We start from the raw sequence: 19,362 nt of genomic DNA on the forward strand, positions 1-19,362 counted from the left end.
TTTTGTCTTGTTTAAAATCAATCTAAATAATTTTTTTGAAGACTACTATAGCTCATCTCAAACGAGGTCAACGCGCATTAATAAAAGAAATAACCTCAGATAGAATTCCGTTAAAATTACTCGAGATGGGATGTTTGCCGGGAAATGAAGTAGAATTGATCCAGACGGCACCTTTTCAATGCCCAATGTATCTAATGATTAATGGTAGTCATCTTGCAATACGCAAAGACATAGCAGCTCAAATAGAAGTTCAAATTATTTAGTCGTAAGGAATATATATGGCTAAACCAATTAAAGTTTCATTATTAGGAAACCCAAATACCGGAAAAACATCAGTTTTTAACCTGCTAACAGGCCTTAATCAACAAGTGGGAAATTACCCCGGTATTACAGTCGAAAAAAAAGAGGGTGTTTGCAAATTGTCGAAAGGGGTAAAAGCGCATATTTTGGATCTTCCGGGTACTTACAGTCTCAACGCTTCTTCTTTAGATGAAAATGTGGTAATAGAGCTACTTTTAAATAAAAATGACATCGATTTTCCTGATGTAGCAGTAGTGGTAAGTGATGTTGAAAACCTGAAAAGAAATCTTTTACTTTTTACTCAAATTAAAGATTTAGAGATTCCTACGATTTTGGTCATTAATATGGCAGATCGAATGAAGAGACGCGGCATTACCCTCGATATTCCTTTATTAGAAAAAGAGCTAAACACTAAAATTGCTCTGGTAAGCGCACGAAAAAAAGAAGGAATCGATACGCTTAAAGCATTGATCGAGTCCTACACATTATTACCAAAAACACCCTGTCTTCAGGCATTGTCATTTGCTCCAGACTATTTTAAAAAGTTGCAAAAGACATTTCCTAATCAGTCGCTATACAAGCTTTGGTTAGTGATTACGCAGGATGTAAACTTTAGAAAAGTAGACAAACAGGAGTATGTGACTACTCCAGATTTTAAAATTAAATCAGAAAGTGAATTAAAAAGACTTCAGCAAAAAGAAACTATAAAGCGATACCAATTTATTAATAATGTGCTTAAAAAAGCACTTGTTATAGATGAAAAAGCCGCAACAGGAATGCGTGCCAAACTTGACAAAATCCTGACTCATCAGTTTTGGGGGTATTTTATTTTCTTCGGAATTCTTTTGGTCATCTTTCAGGCGATTTACGATTGGTCTTCGTACCCAATGGATATGATTGATGAGGCATTTGCCTGGTTAAGTGAGACAACAAAGTCGATATTACCTTCGGGTCCCTTTGTCGATTTAATTACTGAAGGAATTATACCCGGATTGGGTGGGATTGTCATTTTTATTCCTCAAATAGCGTTTTTGTTTCTCTTCATTTCAATTTTAGAAGAAAGCGGCTATATGAGTAGGGTAGTGTTTTTGATGGATCGCATTATGAGGCGATTTGGGTTAAGTGGCAAGAGTGTGGTGCCGCTGGTTTCTGGTACTGCTTGTGCTATACCGGCAGTTATGGCTACTCGCAATATCGAAAGCTGGAAAGAACGGTTGATTACTATATTGGTAGTGCCTTTTACAACTTGCTCGGCTAGATTACCGGTTTATCTCATTATTATTGCACTTGTTATTCCTGATAAAAAAATAGGATGGATTTTTGGTTATCAAAGTCTAACCCTTATGTTTTTATACTTTTTGGGTTTTGCCACTGCAATCGCAGCTGCATGGTTACTTCATAGAATTTTGAAGATGAAAAGTACTTCATATTTTGTGATAGAAATGCCGGATTATAAAATTCCGTTATTCAAAAATGTCATCATTAATGTTGTTGAAAAAACAAAGGCATTTGTATTGGGTGCAGGAAAAATTATTCTGGCTATTTCGATCATTTTGTGGGTTTTGGCAAGTTACGGACCCAATGAGAACTTTAGTAACGCTCAAGAAATCGTAACCGGTCAATTTACTGATCTTTCTGAAGAGGAACAAAAAAAGAAAATTGCATCTTATAAATTAGAACATTCATTCATAGGATATGCAGGTAAAGCTATAGAGCCTCTAGTCGCACCATTGGGGTACGATTGGAAAATAGGGATCGGAATTATTAGTTCCTTTGCCGCCAGAGAAGTCTTTGTAGGTACTTTGGCAACAATTTATAGCGTTGGCAGTGAAGAAGACGAGACCATAAAAAACAGAATGGCAGCAGAGGTGAACCCCGTTTTAGGAGGACCTCTGTTTAATTTTGCTAGCGGAATATCATTATTGCTCTTTTATGCATTCGCCATGCAATGTATGAGTACCCTGGCCATCGTAAAACGAGAAACAAATAGCTGGAAATGGCCAGTTATACAATTAGTTTCTATGAGTATTCTGGCTTATGGCGTAGCGCTGATAGCGTATCAAATTTTAAAATAGTTACAGGTATTGATTTTGTATATTTGTATAAAATGAACAATAATAAGTCTTTGGAATATCGATTAAAATTCATCATTCATAAAATAGTAAGAATTTCATATGAATATCCGTAATCAATCATACTGCACTGTCTCCTCGAGCGCAGTCGAGAGGTTAGTAAACCTAACGAGCTCTAAATCAGATCTCGACTGCGCTCGACCAGACATTAAAGTTAATGCTATGATGTATAGCGGATATTCAAAAAAATTTAATTCAATATTAAATAAATACTTATGAATATCATCTTTCAAAATATACTTGTTTTTCTTGTTTTTGGTGGGGCAGTAGGGTATTTGATTCAAAAATTCTTCTGGAAACCGTCACCATCTTCTTCAAAAAAGAAGTCCTCATCATCTTGTGCCAGTTCAGATTGTGGGTGTCGTTAAAACTTTCGTTTCTTTAGCCGTGCTACTGGGGCACTACTAATAAGATAAACCCCGATCACAATCAATACACAACACAATAATTTGGTAAGCGTAATATCACCTTCATATTGGCTGTTCACCATACTATACGATACTGCAGCTACAAGAATCATGGCTACTGCCGGCTGCACATAAATATAACTGCTCGAAACCGTTGGCTTTACATACTGAAGCGCAAACATATTCAATAAATAAGCTAGAAAAGTAGGTCCGATGACTACATATGTTAAAGAAATCCAGTTTGATACAGTTAAAGACTGAAAATCGGTATGTATTGCAGGTACAATACAAAACGGAAACATAAAAATAAACCCAAACAAAAAAGTCCAGAGAATCACTGTAACCGGGCTATACCTAGACATCAACGGTTTTACGATAACCAGGTAAAAAGCAAATGCCAAAGCGTTGATGCATACAAAAATGTTTCCTCTTAACGAACCAGTTCCTAATCCTGAATTCCCTAAATAAATGAGTAAAGTAGCGCCTGTTGCTCCAATAGAAATACCTGCTATTCGTTGTAGGGTAAAAGGCTCTTTAAGCAAAAAACGACTAATAACCACGGTAAAAACAGGCATTGCTGTAATTATAATGGCGGCATCTACAGGAGAGGTAAGACTTAGGCCATTCATAGAGAAAAATTGATTGGTGGCCACCCCTAGTAATCCGCATAAAGCCAATCGGGGAATATCTTTTCTATCGATTTTTTCTTTGTGAAAAATACGTAGTGTTAAAAATAATATTCCGGCACCGCTAATACGCAAAAATACAAGGGCAGAAGCTTCGATTCTATTTGGCATAAGCCCTTTGGCTATAAGATAATTCGCGCCGTAGATCATATTGACACTAATTAACGCCAGATGCGCCGTAACTTTTTTCGAAATCATTTGGCAAAGGAAATGATTTCTATAGATTATTTTACTACGAACTGTAAATAATATAATGATTTACGAGAAGTACCCGTAGATGAAGGGTAGGGATAAAGATCGTAAACATATAGTATTTTTTGATCGATAGCGCATAGCTTAGCGGGAGCATATGGTTGAATATGATCTGCTCCAAAAACCAGTTCCTTATCTTCTTTATGAGTTCCATTTTCGTAAATGCGTACTAGGGCAGTAGCTTTGCCCGACCAGAAACAGTTCCTATCTTTCGGGCATCTAGAATCTTCAATTACTTTAAGAAATTCAATGCTCTTAGTACCATACAATAGGGTGTCTTGTAGGTTAAGTGTACTACTATCTAGAAGATTTTCGAGTAGTACAGACCCCTGCGCGGTCATTTTGAAAGGTAAGAAAACAAAACATAAGACAAGTACAGATAACTTCATACGACTTCGACAGAAGTTAAAGATATACAAAAATTACGGTAGCATAAAGTACATTATCTTCTAATTGTTGATTTTTGAAGAATTCAATTTACGTTGCTTAGTTTTGTTACGTAAAACTAGTTCAATACCAGAAGCACATCATGCAAAGAAAAAAAGCCGTACTTATAGGATCTGGTATCGCCAGCATAGCTACTGCCATACGATTACAAAATTTAAACATGGATGTTCATGTTTTTGAAAATAATGACTCGCCTGGGGGGAAACTAACAGAAATACACAAAAAAGGATATCGTTTTGATTGCGGTCCCTCTTTGTTTACCATGCCACAATTTGTAGAAGAACTATTCGCGATCTCTGGAAAATCTACTGAAGCTTATTTTCAATATATCAAAAAAGAAAATGTTTGTACATATTTCTTTGAAGACGGTACTAGATTTACTGCTCATGCAGATCAAGAAAAGTTTGCCCGAAACGCTTCTCAGGTTTTCGATGTAGAAGCCTCAAAAATTTTAGAATATTTTAAAAAAAGTAAACGAAAATACGACCTTACCGCATCTTTGTTTTTAGAAAAGTCGTTACACAAAATAACCACATACTTTTCTTGGGATACTATCAAAGCGATACTAAGAGTACAGGCTTTAGATGTCAATAAATCATTAGATCAGGTGAATAATCAAGCCTACGCAGATCCAAAAATGGTACAATTCTTTAACAGGTTTGCCACTTACAATGGCTCTTCGCCTTATCTTACTCCGGGGATTATGTCTATGATTCCTCATCTCGAACAATATTACGGTACGTATTTTCCGAAAGGCGGAATGTATAGCATTACCAAAAGCCTCTATCAATTAGCACTAGATTTGGGGGTTACTTTTCATTTTAATGCTAAGGTAGAGCAAATCGTAGTGGCAAATAAAAGCGCAGTAGGAGTAAAGGTGGGCGAAAAAGACATTCCGGCAGATGTTATCATTTCAAATATGGATATTGTTCCTACGTACAAACGACTTTTGCCAGATCAAAAAGCCCCGGTTAACGTACTACAACAGTCAAGATCCAGTTCTGCTCTTATCTTTTATTGGGGCATACAAAAGAAGTTTCCAGAACTGGATCTGCATAACATCTTTTTTTCTCAGGATTATAAAAAGGAATTTGACTGTATTTTTAATCAAAACACAGTGTATAGCGACCCTACAGTATATATTAATATCACCTCAAAAAATGAAGAGAACGATGCGCCCAAAGGTTGTGAGAACTGGTTTGTAATGATTAATGTTCCTGGTAATAAAGGACAGGATTGGGATCAAATCATTACTAGGTCACGAAATCAAATTTTCAAAAAATTATCCAGAATCCTGAAAACAAACATTCAAGATGTGGTTGAGACCGAAGAAATTCTAGATCCCAGAACAATAGAAAGTAAAACGCAATCGTATCAGGGTTCGCTATATGGTGCTGCCAGTAATACGAAGTTTGCTGCTTTTTTAAGACATCCTAATTTTTCAAAAAGGATTAAAAATTTATATTTCTGCGGGGGCAGTGTGCATCCTGGAGGGGGGATTCCTTTATGTTTGTTGTCTGGTAAGATTGTATCAGAATTAATTCAAAAAGATTATCATTTGTAAGACTATGGATAGCAGTAGAAAAAAATACATTTCGATATTCGTTGTTTGGTTATTTACTATTTCTGGCGTACTAGGGATTTTAATGGGCTACAAACAGTGGTTCTTATCATTAACCTGGCTCAATTTACTTGTTTATTTTCTAATCATCCTCTGGAATGCGGATTTCAACAAAACCGTACTCTTAGCGCTTTGCATCCCCTTTGGAATTGGAATGGTCACAGAGTTTCTAGGTGCGAATTACGGGTTAATTTTTGGAGCGTATGACTATGGTGAGAATCTGGGTCCCAAAGTTTTAGGGGTACCCTGGACTATTGGGCTCAATTGGGCCATTTTAACGTACTGCTCTGCAGGTATTGTAAAGAAATTACAAAGTAATTTATGGATATCCTCGGTATTGGGATCGATATTGATGGTGTTTTTAGATCTTATTATCGAAGTTTCTGCGCCCAAATTTGATTTCTGGAAATTTGAAGAGGAAATTGTACCCCTTCAAAACTATGTGGGTTGGTTTTTTGTGGCCTTATTGGCTCATGTATTGCTGCAGCGTAGCATAAAAGTATTTCATTTTACCGTTTCCCTGCATATTTTTATTGCTATATTGTTCTTTTTTAGCGTCTTTTTATTCGTGTGAATGCAAACATATGATTACATTATAACAGGTACAGGAGCAGCAGGCTTGATACTCATACATCAACTTATCTCAGATCCTCATTTTGATAAAAAACAGATCTTAATGATCGATAAAGAGATCAAAAACAGCAATGATCGTACATGGTGTTATTGGGAAAAAGGTGAAGGGAGTTGGGACGAAATTTTGATAAAAAAGTGGCATCACATTTATTTTGGTAGTGAATGGTTTAAAAAGAAGATAGATATTTTGCCTTATCAATATAAAATGCTTCGTAGCCAGGCATTTTACAGTTTTATCATCGATAAGGTGAAAAAAAGAGCCAATGTTACTATCGTTTTAGAAAATGTTCTTACAGTCAAAGATCAAGAAAGTAAAGTAGTGGTAACAACCGATCAAAACAAGTATCACGGCACCAAAGTTTTTAATAGCATTCCCTTTACTTCAGCGTATAAAGACCAACAAAAATACCCGGTTTTAAATCAGCATTTTATAGGTTGGTTTATTCAGACACCTCTACCTGTTTTTGATGATAGTATGGCTACTTTTATGGATTTTGCCGTACCACAAAAAGGAAATACGAGATTCATGTATGTGCTCCCTTTTTCTAAAACCGAAGCATTGTTTGAATACACATTATTTTCAGAAACCCTTTTAAAAGAAGAAGAGTACGAAAGTGAAATCGAAAATTACCTAAACGAAAAAGGAATTACAACCTATCAGATTACTGAAAAAGAAAAAGGATGTATCCCAATGACCTGCTACGAGTTTTCACAACATAATTCTAAAAATTTGATTCACATAGGGACCGCCGGCGGGTGGACCAAACCAAGTACCGGATTTACATTTAATCTTACCTCAAAAAAAACACTACAACTCTCCGCTTTTCTTAAAAAAAATGATGACCTGTCTAAATTTGGCAAAAAAACCAAGTTTTGGTATTATGATTTACTGTTTATCGATCTTTTGTATAAAAAGAATTACTTAGGCGCTTCATTATTTTCAAAATTATTTCAGCGAAACAAGACTTCGCAAATTTTAAAATTTTTAGATGAAGAAAGTAAAATATTAGAAGACGTTAGCATTATGGCAAGTTTACCACCGTTAAATTTCTTGCGCATGCTTTGGGCGAGAATGCTGAAATAAATAACTCGATATACCACCAAATTAAATTACAATAACAGCATAGATGTACATAAAAGGCAGTTTTATGATAGATTAGATAGTGTATCAGCTCATACCACGCTCTTTTTTAATCTGATCATATGCTTTTTGAACTTCCTGAAATTTTTCTTTCGCTCCTTTTCTATATACCTCGTCCATATGCTGTAGTTTATCAGGGTGATATTTTTTTGCCATGATTCTAAATGCTTTTTTTACTTCGGCATCGCTTGCGGTTTTTTCTATTTCCAGGATTTTGTAGGCATGATCTCCTGTTTTGAAAAACATGGCCTTTATACTTTCAAAATCTCTAAAATTGATGCGCAAAAATTTTGCAATATTTTGAATTTCATTTGCCTCTGCGGTACTTACAGTGCCGTCTGCATTAGCAATTCCGAACAGAAAATGAAGAATTTGAAGTCGAGAAGGATAGCGGGTATGTTGATTGATGTAGGCACAAATTCGATGTGCAGAAACATCCCGGTTTTTAATAATTTCGTTAAATGTTCTAAACGTGGCATTGGCGCGTTCTTTACCATACGCACTCACAAAATAGCTACGTACATAATCAAGTTCGGTTTGATTTACTTTGCCATCTGCCTTGATTACGATAGAGGATAACGAAAGTAAATTGAGCTCAAAATCGGCCGGAGTAACCTGCTTACTTTCAGAAAAAACAGATGAAAAACCACCCCTGGTTTTAATTGTCGATGAGTCGAGAAGACTTCCTATTATAAAACCAAGCACACCACCCGGAAGCCTAAAAAATACATATCCTAATATCGCAGCAAACCACTTAATCATTCAAATCCTTTTTTCGAGGGTAAAGATACTTTAAAAAATACGAGTAAGAAATACAGTTTAGGTATTCGATAAGATGGTTCTTATTTTTGTTACCCAAATAAATCATAATTTTAGTTAAATAATGGCATGAGGATCAGAATGGAGTATTCTAGAACTGCTACTTAATTTGTATCTTTGCAGTCAAAATTTAAACAAAAAATAGGTAAGATATGTATCCAGCAGATTTAGTTAAACCAATGCGTGAAGATTTGACCAACATCGGTTTCCAAGAATTACATACAGCCCAAGCTGTAGAAGAGGCTATGACAAAAGAAGGAACTACATTGGTCGTTGTAAATTCGGTATGTGGTTGTGCCGCTGCAAATGCCCGTCCGGGAGCGAGAGTTTCATTAGACAATGATAAAACACCTGATCATTTAATTACTGTTTTTGCAGGAGTGGATCGAGAGGCAACCGATAAAGCGAGAGGCTATATGATTCCTTTTCCACCTTCATCACCATCTATGGCACTTTTTAAAAATGGCGAACTGGTTCATATGCTGGAGCGACATCACATCGAGGGTCGACCTGCAGAAATGATCGCAGAAAACCTCAAAGATGCGTATAACGAACACTGCTAAAAGCAATTTGTTCGCTTTTTGGGCATTCTTTTAAAAAAGTCGTATTAAATTAAAAGTAATATATACGAAGTTTAAGTAAAACCGTTTCAGTACACTAACGATTTTACTTAAACTTCGTGTTTTACGCCAAATGTATTTGAATAAAAGAAATGGAGAGATTTAAAAAGATGATCAGTTATCCTCTTTCTATAGTTTTCTATATGTGTTTTGGGTTAACATTAGTCATTTTTCATCCTTTGCAATGGTTGGGTAAAAATATTGGAGGCGCTTCTATACATAGGGGAGTAGTAAATATCATGAATCTGTTCTTATTACGATGTTTACACCTTCTAGGGGCTTCGATTAGTTTTAAAAACAACCATAAGCTACCTATTAACCGACCGTTAATTATTGTTTCTAATCATCAAAGTATGTTTGATATTCCTTTACTATCATGGTACTTACGTAAAAATAAACCAAAATTTATCTCTAAAATAGAATTAGGTAAAGGGATACCAAGTATCTCATACAACCTTAAACATGGGGATAACGTTTTAATTGATCGAAAGAATCCTAAGCAATCCATTCCTGCATTAGCAACATTTGCGAAGTTCATTGCTGAACATAATTTTTCTGCAGTCATTTTCCCCGAGGGAACCAGAAGCCGGGATGGAAAATTAAAACCTTTTGCACCCACAGGTCTGAAAATTTTATTGAAAAAAGCTCCTGATGCCCTTATTGTACCCGTAGCAATTACTAATAGTTGGAAATTTTTACGATACGGAAATTTTCCAATGGGTCTTGGCGTACATTTGAAACTCGAAGTACAAGAACCGCTAATAAATGATAAAGAACCTGAAATATTACTCGAAAAGATAGAAGAAAGGATTACTTTAGCAATAAAAACGTAACACAATCTCATTATGGCCTTAGATAATATACGATTAGAAGTAATGCAGTTGCTCGAGAAGAAAGTAGATTCTTTTATCGATAAATTCTTAATCCCTATTGACACGGTATGGCAACCAACAGATTTTTTGCCAGACTCTCAAAACGAAGATATTTTTTATGAAGAAGTAAAAGAGTTGAGAGCATTAGCAAAAGAATTACCATATGATTTTTGGGTTGTTTTGGTAGGAGATACTATTACTGAAGAAGCACTACCAACTTATGAATCCTGGCTGATGGATGTTGAAGGGATTAATCAACATGATGGGGGAAAAGATAATGGATGGGCAAAGTGGGTGCGGTATTGGACTAGCGAAGAGAATCGACATGGGGATACGCTAAATAAATATCTGTATTTATCGGGTCGAGTTAATATGATTGAAGTAGAACGTACTACACAACACTTGATTAATGATGGTTTTGATATAGGAACCGATAGAGATCCTTATAAAAACTTTGTATATACAAGCTTTCAAGAATTGGCGACCAATGTCTCACATAGTCGGGTAGCCAAATTGGCAAAAGAGTATTCTAACAAATCCTTGGCCAAAATGTGTAGAATTATAGCAGGAGACGAGATGCGACATTTTAATGCCTACAGCGAGTTTGTTAAGCATATATTTGAAGTAGACCCAAGCCAGATGATGATTGCATTTAGCGATATGATGAAACATAAAATCGTTATGCCTGCTCACTTTTTGAGAGAATCTGGGGATGCCATAGGTACAGCTTTTGAAGAGTTTTCGAATGCCGCCCAACGCTTAGGGGTCTATACTTCGCAAGATTACATCGATATTATGCAACGCCTAATTAATAAATGGGAGATTGATAAACTCGTAGATCTTACAGATGAAGCTGAAAAAGCTCGTGATTTTGTGATGAAATTACCCGCCAGAATGCAGCGAATTAGTGAACGATTAGTGATTCCTGAAGAAGTCTTTAAGTTTAAGTGGGTAGAGCCAGCATTGACAAAATAGTTGAAGATCATGCAGCCTTCAGCGATTGTTGATAAAACCATAGCTTTTGTTCGAGATACCTTACACGGTGCAGAAGGTGGTCATGATTGGTTTCACACACAACGAGTATTAAAAAATGCTATACTCATTGCAAAAGATGAACAAGTTGATCCTTTAGTAATCGCTTTAGGAGCGCTACTTCATGATATAGCAGATTCCAAATTTCATGATGGGGATGAAACCATAGGTCCCAGACTCGCAAGAGAATTCCTGGAGCAGTTTGATATCGAAAAAGAATGTATAGATCATGTAATTCTTATCATATCACATATTTCATTTAAAGGAGGTAACGAACAACAGCAATTTCGTTCAAAAGAATTAGACGTTATTCAGGATGCTGATCGTCTAGACGCCATCGGAGCTATAGGTATTGCAAGATGTTTTAATTATGGAGGTTTCAAAAACAGAGCTATCTACGATCCTGATATTTCACCGAACCTCAATATGACCAAAGAAGCATATAAAAATTCTACCGCACCAACAATTAATCATTTTTATGAAAAGCTATTGTTGTTAAAAGATCGCATGAATACCAAAACAGGTAAAAAAATCGCACAACAAAGACATGAATTCATGAAAACATTTCTTGACCAATTTTATAAAGAATGGAATGGTGAGGAAACTTTTGGATAACCATAGGTAATTCAAAACTAAGCAGCGTCGAAAACCACTCTGTTTTCGACGCTGCTACCCACACTTTTTGCTATTTTTGAGCGCTGCTATACGCTTCAAACTATAGATTTGGTATTATTTAAATACTTTGATATTTTTTTCATTTCCGTCTTGTAGTATACGCAAAATATAGAATCCTTTTGGTAATCTATTCGTGTCGATGCTAATTTCATTTCCATTCACTACTGGCTTGATTCGTTGAGAAATACCATTTATGCCAATCAGTTGAATAGAACGAGCCGTTTTTTTAGAGGTAACTCCTTTGATAGTAAGTTCATCACCAAACGGAATAGGAAATACTTTTATACCCTCAAAATCGGTAAGGTCTACAGCTGGCGGAGTAGGAGCACTTTCAGTATCCTTAGTTGCAAGCCTAGCTTCATCCTGTGCAGGTGTATATCTAACGGTGAACTCTGCGACAGAAGCCCATCGTTTTCCATCTACTTCAGAAAGCGCTCTAAAATATAAATACTGCCCTGTAAATTTTTCAAAATCTACAGTTTGTTTCAAGTTGGATTTCTGAAAAGTACCTGTAGATAATTGTTTCCAATTGTTACCCGTCCAGCCAAATAAAATATAATCCTTAACCATACCAGTAGTTCCTGTTTGTCTTCCTTGATATGAAAAGCCTACTAAGTCTCTTTGTTGACCAAGATTGATGGCAATAAAGTGAGGATGAGAAGTCTCGTCGTCATACCAGTTAGAGTGCCAATAGGTATTGGGGTCGCCATCTACTGCTTTTTCTTTGGATTGATCAGCATTTTTGGTTTCTTCACTATTCGTATTATATACAATACAACCTTCGCAATTGTCTATGATATTAGGCGGATTTACGACATCTCCTATAACTACTCGGGTCGTATTGGAAAAACCAGAATAAGTGTCGGCGTCATAGGCTCTAACTCGATAAGTATACGTTCCATTTACTAAATTTTTATCGGTATAAGTTTGTATTCCTGTTGTTACATAACCAATTCTTTCAAAAGCGCCTCCGTTACTTCTTTGAATCGTGAAGCCATCCTCGTTAGAAGAGTTGTCTTTCCAAGTTAAGGTAATGTCTTTACCTCTTACTTGTGAGAGTAAGTCACTCGGTGAATCAAGTCCTGCACCTGTATCGTCGTACAGATCAGATTCCCAAATACCACGACCATAAGTCGCAACTCGAATTTTTCTAGAAGGATAGTGAATCTCTAAATCTGTAGTTTGCACACCTGGTAGATTCGTAGAAAATGGCACCCACGAACTAAGATCATCATTTATATAATATACACCCGACTGCATTCCCAAATACAAACCATTTTTTTGAGTGTCATCAAACACCAGACATTGCGCCGCGATATTAGGGAGATTCCCTCTGATGTTTGTCCAGGTATCCCCTGCATTGGTTGATAAATATACTCTAGAACCTGTGGTAGCGATTGCTACACGTTGCGGATCGTTTGGGTCTACGGTAATGAAATTTACGTCTCCTCTAAAATTACTAACTTCAGTCCATAACGGATTTGAACTTCGACCGTTTTTGGTTCTCCATAATCTTCCTTTTCGAGCGATATAGATATAATTGTTATTTGAAGCAGCAATAGCCATTTCATTTAAATTACCACCAATAGTAATAGTAGAAGTTATATTTCGCCAGCTACCGCTACTTCCTCCATTATTACTTCTGTAGAGATTTTGATAGCCTACGTAAATCGTTTTGTTATCTATGGGGTCCATCATAAACGGGGTTACCCATTCTCCGCTAAAATTTCCGGGTTTACTGATGTTTCCGATACTATTTCCAGCATCTGTACTTTTGTAAAGTGATCCAAACTGAGTGGTTCCATATACGATATTACTATTTTTATGATCTATAAAACACTCCATTCCGTCTGCGCCTAGCCATTCTCTAAATTGTCGGTTAGCCCCACGCATGATATTGGTACCATTATCTTGGGCACCCCCTATAATCATATTAGCATCGGTGGCCGCACCTCCGATTCGATAATATTGTCGCACTGCAAGTCCGCGTTGCGTTAGATCAGTAACATTATTTCCACGATCTCTGCTTCTAAAAATACCTCCATCGGTACCCAAATAAAGTGCTCCGTTGACGTATTGAATTACTTCAATATCAGCGTGAACATAAGATCTATCATTAGGTTGGTTCCAAGCAGCAAGCGTCGTAAAATTGGCTCCTCCGTCTACAGATCTGGAATAATTCATACCTCCAACATGAACTTCGTTCGCATTTGTATTAGATACAGCAATGGCCATGTCTCGCGAAGCCTGGGTAAAATAGACTTCGTTGTTAGAAACTGTCGTATATGAAGCGCGTATACTGAAGTTGGATCCACCGTCTAACGATCTATACAAGTATCCAAAACTACTACCTCTTTTTTGAACTAAGTACACGACATTTGGATCTGCGGGAGTAACTGCCATTTTCATACGTTCTGTTGCAGCTATCCCTCTGGTAATACGACTAAAGGAAGATCCACTATTGGTAGAGCGATAAAAAGAATTTCCACAGGCATATACCACATTTGTATTGCCCGGTTTAAATTCGACATCCTCGGCACGAGCATTAAGGACTCTGGTAAAACTACTTCCTGCGTTGGTACTTCTATATAAAGCTCTGGTTGTTCCTATAAATAGTACATTGCTATCAGGATGTATAAGAATTCTTCTTGGTGTACCGTTAACCCTATAAATTTCGCTCCAGGAATTACCACCATTAGTAGATTTCATGATCTGACCGGCAGCGTTTCCTAAGTAGACAAGATTGTTATTATTTGGATCAATGGCTATTGCCCAGATTGACATATTGGTCATTTGATCTCCCAAGGGCTTCCAGCTCTGCCCGGCATCATCAGATTTCCAGATTCCTCCTCCGGGAGATCCGGCAAATATAATTTGTTGATCTTTTGGCTCTACAGCAATTGCAGTTATTCTTCCTAATCCGGGATTCCAGCTTCTGGTTCGTGTCCAGTTAAATGGTCCTAACTCAGTCCAACCGCTGCTTTGTTGTATATTTTTCGTTGTAAGGTCTTTGCTATTCTTAATCGATTTTTGATATGCTTTGCGTTCATCGACGACTGTCTCATCGCTAATTACATTGCCGTTTTTATCGGCATTACGCTTTGCCCAGTATAAATTGCGCATATATAGCTTATATCCACTGCCTTTACCTTTGTCGTGATCTTTAAAATGACGTTTGCCTAAACGTTCTAGTTTATTAACATTAACATGGTCTTTTTGTGTGAGCTCATAAAGTTCCTGAGCGTAGATTTGAGTACATAGTGTACTGCATAACAAGAAGAGCAGTACAATCACGAACTCTTTACAAGTGATAGTTACTTTTGTAAAATACATAATGATTTGTGTTTGGTTAAAATTTTATAGCTAAGTGTGGGATTAGAAAAATGTATAAGAATAGAAGAACTAATTAAGCAACCAGAACCTAGTAGACTAGTACAAGTTATGCATATTCTTAGAATACCCTAAAATTGAATAGTTGCTACTATGATGGAGTTAATTTATATATATATGGAATTGTAATTCTAAACTAACTTATCAATTCTGAGTAGTCATCAATTCTAATACTAAGCAATTAAAAATGTTTTGAATACGATATGGTTTCAATACTAATAAATTACTTACTTGAGATTTATGATGTAATAATTAAGTAATTGACAGTAATAGAATGTAAGAGAATTTCGATGTTTTTTCATGGTGTTGAGTTTTTTGTGTTATGTAAGAAATATGAAAAGTTAATTTAAATTGGTAAGCGAAATATACAATTTTTTATTTTAATTAACAGAAAGCTATGTTAACTTTCGGGAGGAAGTAGGCAATAATTAAGCGTTCCTTGCTAAAAGATCAGTCAAAAAATCGAGTGGTGATCAATGAAGGTACTCAAAACAACCTCAATTGCTTGTCTTTGTATTGTGCATGTAAATCACAGTTTAATTGAAGCTTTTGATAACCAGAGAAATACTTTCTTTTGGCTACCTCAAATAATTGGTGAATTTGATCTGCAGTCTTTCCCGTACCCTTCATTCTAATACCAAACTGGCTATTGTTTAAATTACCTTTATGGCATTCTGCAATTTGATGCAAAACTTTATCCTTTCGATCGGGTAAGGTTTTCTCTAACCAGGTAGTAAAGATTTGGTCTAAAACGCCATTAAGTCTTACTACAGTAAATCCTATATTTCGAGCACCTCTAATAGCAGTTTCTTTGGCGAGTGCGAGTATTTCATGGCTATTGATAGCCGGAATAATAGGTGCCATCATTATAGTCGTAGGCACGCCTGCAGCGGTTAGCCTTTCTAGGGTTTTTAGTCTTTTTGCAATGCTGGATGTTCTTGGTTCTAAAATTCTTCGAGTTTCTTCGTTTAGGGTAGTGATCGATAAGTAAACCATGATTAAATTATCTTTTGCCAAAGCTGATAAAATATCTAAATCTCTTAGGATAAGCGCGTTCTTGGTGATGATACCTACAGGATGCTTGTAGGTAAGAAATAGGTCGAGTAGCTTACGTGTTATTTTTAGCGTTCTCTCTATAGGTTGATAGCAATCCGTATTTCCAGAAAGTGAAATGGGGCACGCTTTCCACTGCTTACTGCGCAATTTTTTTTCAAGTAATTCTGGTGCATTTTTTTTGACTAATATTTTGCTCTCGAAATCTATCCCGGCACCATATCCCCAGTATTCATGAGAGTTTCTGGCGTAACAATATACACATCCATGTTCACAACCTTGATACGGGTTAAGAGAATACGACATTCCAACATCTGGACTAGTAACCCGATTAACGATAGTTTTAGGATAGGTAGTTATGTAACTAGTTTGTGATTTGTCGATCGGCTCTCCAGATTTTTGGCAAAAATTTAAGAAATCATCCCTAAGGTCATGATGATTTTTTAGGTATTTATTTTTAACTTTTTCTTGTGCGCCCCTGCCTTTATTGTGGTTTTTCGGTTTCATGTGTATGGTTTTATTACGGTTTAAAAGTAAAACTTTTGTTGGAATATTTCCTATAAAAAATGGAATATTTCCAAATAAAGAAAGTAATTTTGTACAAGTGGATTTCCGATAATAGGTATTCGGAATTTAGGTATAAAAATAGTCAGTGATGAAAAATAATAGCTATGAGTATGATGTGGCACTCTCTTTTGCGGGAGAGAATCGGGCGTATGTAGAGGAAGTTGCAAATAGCCTGAATAAAAAAGGAATTAAAGTGTTCTACGATTTGTTTGAAGAAGCAAATCTGTGGGGAAAAAATTTATATGAATATTTGTCTGAAATATATCAGAATAAAGCGCAATATACGGTATTGTTTATTTCAGGGTTTTACAATCAGAAATTATGGACAAATCATGAGAGAGTTTCGATGCAGGCTCGAGCGTTTCAAGAAAGTCGGGAATACATTTTGCCAGCAAGATTCGATGATACAGAAATCCCGGGTATTTTGAAAACGGTCGGATATATCGATCTTCAACAAAAAACACCTGAAGAATTAGCCTCTTTGATCGAAAAAAAGTTGAATAAAGATCAAACTTTTTTCAGAAGACGATGGTCGAAACTCTCTACCATGATTAGTGCAAAACCTTTTATATTTTCAATAAAAATTCAAGATAAAAACAAGGCACTTATAAAAAATGCCAAGGTGGTATTAATTGCCAATAACGCTACGTATTTAGAAGGTGTTTCAGACGAAAAAGGGCTGGCACATTTTATAATTCGCACTCGTAAACTGTATACGGTTCTTATTGCGCATCCGCAATATCCTGCTGTGATCTTCAATAATGTGAATCCCAAAGAAGATATTGAAGTAACTATCGAGAAAACTAATGGCTTTGGTTCTCAGATTATCAACAAATCAGGTGAAATTCCTGGTCTTACAGGTAAAATAGAGCCTGTTCATAAATCAGATAATCAGCTCGCCCTGTATGCAGACAATATTGCTATAGAAGAGGGAAGCCATCAACCACACGACTTTCAGTTAAATAAGTCAATAGTTTTAGAAGACAATAGTGGAAATAGCATACACCTAACGTTTAGATTCTTTTTAGGACGAATCGCCTTGGTCGATTATAGTAAACATCAATCGGTTTAAGTGATAGCCGCTTATTTCAGTTCATGACGTTTTAGCGAGATCTATCTAAAATACTACCGGAATATCTGTAAAGTTTCCTAAAACAGTGCTCGTCAAGCCGAATTCGCTCTAGAATTCAGCATAGATTTGTTTCAGTCATCAAAATACTGCCAATTTAAAAATTAAGTATGACAGGCAATCTCAAACTTTTGTATTATTTTTATCAAATTAGCTATAGTAATTAAAATTTACATCAATTCTTCAAAAACACGTGAACGTATGAAATGAGCATAAACTTTTTTCAGCGTACCATACCGATATGATTACAATAAGTTTATGCGAAAACGAAGTGGTTACATCTATTTATAATTTTGTAATTACTTATTTTTCATTAAATTAATTGATTGTCCGTTATTATATCTAAAATTTAACTGAGAAGTCATCTTGAATTCATTTCAGGATCTCATTAAGTTTATTTTCAGTAAATTGAAATGAGAAGCTGAAACGAGTTCAGCTTGACGAGCACTGTTTTAGGTTAAATTATGGATATTCATATTAAATTATAAAATTTTAAACAAATGAAAAGAGCACTTATTTTTTTTAGTTTCGTTTTATTTCTAGCCTGTAAAGAACAACCTAAAGAGGCCGCAGAAACGTCTGTTTCTAAAAATGAAAACACGCGCACAGAACAAGTAGAAAATACATTTGGAATAGTAATCCATGGCGGTGCCGGAACGATATTGAAAAAAAATATGACTCCAGAAAAAGAAGCCGAATACAAAGCAAAGCTTGAAGAAGCAATTCGAGTGGGTCATACGATCTTAAAAAATGGAGGTACCAGCTTAGAAGCAGTCGAAAAGACAATTAATATCCTAGAGGATTCCCCATTATTTAATGCCGGTAAAGGTGCCGTTTTTACTAGCGAAGGTAGTAACGAATTGGATGCCTCTATCATGGATGGTAGCACATTAAATGCCGGAGCCGTAGCTGGTGTAAAAACGGTTAAAAACCCTATTAACCTGGCCAAAGAGGTCATGCTTAATTCACCACATGTACTTTTATCTGGTTCAGGGGCCGAACAGTTTGCCAAAACACAACATCTGGAGCTTGTAGACCCTTCTTATTTTTTTACCGAAAACCGGATGAAGGCCCTGGAACGCGTTAAAGAAAAGGAAAAAAATAAAGAAGCCAACCAAACGACAGCGTTTTACGATCCGGTGATTAGAAATGCTAAATTTGGTACTGTTGGGTGCGCCGCCTTAGATAAAAATGGTAATCTTGCCGCAGGTACCTCTACAGGTGGGATGACAAACAAAAAGTGGAATAGAATAGGTGATTCTCCTATAATCGGCGCCGGAACGTATGCCAATAATGCAACTTGCGCAGTTTCCAGTACAGGATGGGGAGAGTATTTTATACGAGGGATGGTCGCACATGATATTTCTGCAATGATGGAATATAAAGGGATTTCACTAAAAGAAGCCACATCAGAGGTGATTCAAAAGAAATTGACTGCTCTTGGAGGCACTGGTGGGATAGTTGCCATAGACCGAAACGGTAATGTGTCTATGGAGTTTAATACCGAAGGAATGTATCGTGCCACTATGAATGCTGATGGGCAACTAACTATCGGTATTTATAAGGAGTAGTCGTTCAATTTTCGA

Annotated in this window: 17 protein-coding genes; 12 read left to right on the forward strand and 5 right to left on the reverse strand. The window is 36.2% G+C overall.

Going from position 1 to position 19,362, the window contains the following annotated elements:
* The first annotated feature begins 35 nt into the window (after positions 1-35).
* From J8281_RS13155 to J8281_RS13165, 3 genes are all read left to right on the forward strand, one after another.
* Positions 36-263 carry a FeoA family protein gene (locus J8281_RS13155; protein WP_210198098.1) on the forward strand — a complete coding sequence of 76 codons (228 nt, stop codon included), beginning with the start codon at positions 36-38 and terminating at the stop codon, positions 261-263.
* Positions 264-278: 15 nt separating this feature from the next.
* Positions 279-2,375: a ferrous iron transport protein B gene (gene feoB / locus J8281_RS13160; RefSeq protein WP_210198099.1), complete on the forward strand. Its 2,097-nt coding sequence runs from the start codon at positions 279-281 to the stop codon at positions 2,373-2,375.
* 272 nt (positions 2,376-2,647) lie between these two features.
* Complete coding sequence (locus J8281_RS13165) at positions 2,648-2,800, forward strand: hypothetical protein (RefSeq protein WP_210198100.1); 153 nt, start codon at positions 2,648-2,650, stop codon at positions 2,798-2,800.
* On the opposite strand, the gene J8281_RS13170 is transcribed toward J8281_RS13165, so the two are convergent.
* Both J8281_RS13170 and J8281_RS13175 read right to left on the reverse strand, forming a co-directional pair.
* Positions 2,797-3,723 carry a DMT family transporter gene (locus J8281_RS13170; protein ID WP_210198101.1) on the reverse strand — a complete coding sequence of 309 codons (927 nt, stop codon included), beginning with the start codon at positions 3,721-3,723 and terminating at the stop codon, positions 2,797-2,799. The two genes, J8281_RS13165 and J8281_RS13170, sit on opposite strands and share 4 nt — an antisense overlap.
* Before the next feature lie 26 nt (positions 3,724-3,749).
* Positions 3,750-4,166: a hypothetical protein gene (locus tag J8281_RS13175; RefSeq protein WP_210198102.1), complete on the reverse strand. Its 417-nt coding sequence runs from the start codon at positions 4,164-4,166 to the stop codon at positions 3,750-3,752.
* Between the two features lie 140 nt (positions 4,167-4,306).
* Here J8281_RS13175 and crtD point away from each other — a divergent pair, with 140 nt between their 5' ends.
* From crtD to J8281_RS13190, 3 genes are read left to right on the forward strand one after another with little or no spacing between them, the layout of a single operon-like run.
* Positions 4,307-5,788, forward strand: a complete 1,482-nt coding sequence (crtD, locus tag J8281_RS13180; RefSeq protein ID WP_210198103.1) for a 1-hydroxycarotenoid 3,4-desaturase CrtD — start codon at positions 4,307-4,309, stop codon at positions 5,786-5,788.
* Positions 5,789-5,792: 4 nt separating this feature from the next.
* On the forward strand, positions 5,793-6,419 hold the full coding sequence (locus J8281_RS13185) for a carotenoid biosynthesis protein (RefSeq protein WP_210198104.1): 627 nt from the start codon (positions 5,793-5,795) through the stop codon (positions 6,417-6,419).
* A complete protein-coding gene (locus tag J8281_RS13190; RefSeq protein ID WP_210198105.1) occupies positions 6,420-7,562 on the forward strand; it encodes a lycopene cyclase family protein in 1,143 nt (380 codons plus the stop codon). It abuts the gene before it with no gap.
* Positions 7,563-7,646: 84 nt separating this feature from the next.
* Here the strand turns inward: J8281_RS13190 and J8281_RS13195 are convergent, their stop codons facing one another.
* Positions 7,647-8,381, reverse strand: a complete 735-nt coding sequence (locus J8281_RS13195) for a TerB family tellurite resistance protein (RefSeq protein WP_210198106.1) — start codon at positions 8,379-8,381, stop codon at positions 7,647-7,649.
* 209 nt (positions 8,382-8,590) lie between these two features.
* Here J8281_RS13195 and J8281_RS13200 point away from each other — a divergent pair, with 209 nt between their 5' ends.
* The 4 genes from J8281_RS13200 (at position 8,591) to J8281_RS13215 (ending at position 11,577) form a co-directional block, all read left to right on the forward strand.
* Positions 8,591-9,001, forward strand: coding sequence for a BrxA/BrxB family bacilliredoxin (locus J8281_RS13200; RefSeq protein WP_210198107.1), 411 nt, complete (start codon positions 8,591-8,593; stop codon positions 8,999-9,001).
* Between the two features lie 149 nt (positions 9,002-9,150).
* The gene (locus tag J8281_RS13205) at positions 9,151-9,891 is read left to right on the forward strand and encodes a 1-acyl-sn-glycerol-3-phosphate acyltransferase (protein ID WP_210198108.1); all 741 of its coding nucleotides are present in this window, start codon (positions 9,151-9,153) and stop codon (positions 9,889-9,891) included.
* A gap of 12 nt (positions 9,892-9,903) precedes the next feature.
* On the forward strand, positions 9,904-10,905 hold the full coding sequence (locus J8281_RS13210; RefSeq protein WP_210198109.1) for an acyl-ACP desaturase: 1,002 nt from the start codon (positions 9,904-9,906) through the stop codon (positions 10,903-10,905).
* A 9-nt stretch (positions 10,906-10,914) separates the two neighbouring features.
* The gene (locus tag J8281_RS13215) at positions 10,915-11,577 is read left to right on the forward strand and encodes an HD domain-containing protein (protein WP_210198110.1); all 663 of its coding nucleotides are present in this window, start codon (positions 10,915-10,917) and stop codon (positions 11,575-11,577) included.
* Positions 11,578-11,691: 114 nt separating this feature from the next.
* Here the strand turns inward: J8281_RS13215 and J8281_RS13220 are convergent, their stop codons facing one another.
* Positions 11,692-14,970, reverse strand: coding sequence for a discoidin domain-containing protein (locus tag J8281_RS13220; protein ID WP_210198111.1), 3,279 nt, complete (start codon positions 14,968-14,970; stop codon positions 11,692-11,694).
* Between the two features lie 543 nt (positions 14,971-15,513).
* A complete protein-coding gene (locus J8281_RS13225) occupies positions 15,514-16,587 on the reverse strand; it encodes a PA0069 family radical SAM protein (RefSeq protein WP_210198112.1) in 1,074 nt (357 codons plus the stop codon).
* 148 nt (positions 16,588-16,735) lie between these two features.
* On the opposite strand from J8281_RS13225, the gene J8281_RS13230 reads away from it, so the two are divergent.
* Complete coding sequence (locus J8281_RS13230) at positions 16,736-17,719, forward strand: toll/interleukin-1 receptor domain-containing protein (RefSeq protein ID WP_210198113.1); 984 nt, start codon at positions 16,736-16,738, stop codon at positions 17,717-17,719.
* A gap of 557 nt (positions 17,720-18,276) precedes the next feature.
* On the forward strand, positions 18,277-19,347 hold the full coding sequence (locus tag J8281_RS13235; protein WP_210198114.1) for an isoaspartyl peptidase/L-asparaginase family protein: 1,071 nt from the start codon (positions 18,277-18,279) through the stop codon (positions 19,345-19,347).
* The last annotated feature ends 15 nt before the right edge of the window (positions 19,348-19,362 follow it).

This window comes from Aquimarina sp. U1-2 (genome assembly GCF_017897595.1).
Lineage (GTDB): Bacteria > Bacteroidota > Bacteroidia > Flavobacteriales > Flavobacteriaceae > Aquimarina.

Excerpts from the sequence above, each read along its gene's own strand:
- J8281_RS13215 (WP_210198110.1), top strand. The coding sequence starts at position 10,915 with ATGCAGCCTTCAGCGATTGTTGATAAAACCATAGCTTTTGTTCGAGAT.
- J8281_RS13170 (WP_210198101.1), bottom strand. The coding sequence starts at position 3,723 with ATGATTTCGAAAAAAGTTACGGCGCATCTGGCGTTAATTAGTGTCAAT.
- J8281_RS13235 (WP_210198114.1), top strand. The coding sequence starts at position 18,277 with ATGAAAAGAGCACTTATTTTTTTTAGTTTCGTTTTATTTCTAGCCTGT.
- J8281_RS13185 (WP_210198104.1), top strand. The coding sequence starts at position 5,793 with ATGGATAGCAGTAGAAAAAAATACATTTCGATATTCGTTGTTTGGTTA.
- J8281_RS13220 (WP_210198111.1), bottom strand. The coding sequence starts at position 14,970 with ATGTATTTTACAAAAGTAACTATCACTTGTAAAGAGTTCGTGATTGTA.
- feoB (WP_210198099.1), top strand. The coding sequence starts at position 279 with ATGGCTAAACCAATTAAAGTTTCATTATTAGGAAACCCAAATACCGGA.
- J8281_RS13195 (WP_210198106.1), bottom strand. The coding sequence starts at position 8,381 with ATGATTAAGTGGTTTGCTGCGATATTAGGATATGTATTTTTTAGGCTT.
- J8281_RS13190 (WP_210198105.1), top strand. The coding sequence starts at position 6,420 with ATGCAAACATATGATTACATTATAACAGGTACAGGAGCAGCAGGCTTG.
- J8281_RS13205 (WP_210198108.1), top strand. The coding sequence starts at position 9,151 with ATGGAGAGATTTAAAAAGATGATCAGTTATCCTCTTTCTATAGTTTTC.
- J8281_RS13165 (WP_210198100.1), top strand. The coding sequence starts at position 2,648 with ATGAATATCATCTTTCAAAATATACTTGTTTTTCTTGTTTTTGGTGGG.
- J8281_RS13230 (WP_210198113.1), top strand. The coding sequence starts at position 16,736 with ATGAAAAATAATAGCTATGAGTATGATGTGGCACTCTCTTTTGCGGGA.
- J8281_RS13210 (WP_210198109.1), top strand. The coding sequence starts at position 9,904 with ATGGCCTTAGATAATATACGATTAGAAGTAATGCAGTTGCTCGAGAAG.
- J8281_RS13200 (WP_210198107.1), top strand. The coding sequence starts at position 8,591 with ATGTATCCAGCAGATTTAGTTAAACCAATGCGTGAAGATTTGACCAAC.
- J8281_RS13225 (WP_210198112.1), bottom strand. The coding sequence starts at position 16,587 with ATGAAACCGAAAAACCACAATAAAGGCAGGGGCGCACAAGAAAAAGTT.
- J8281_RS13175 (WP_210198102.1), bottom strand. The coding sequence starts at position 4,166 with ATGAAGTTATCTGTACTTGTCTTATGTTTTGTTTTCTTACCTTTCAAA.
- crtD (WP_210198103.1), top strand. The coding sequence starts at position 4,307 with ATGCAAAGAAAAAAAGCCGTACTTATAGGATCTGGTATCGCCAGCATA.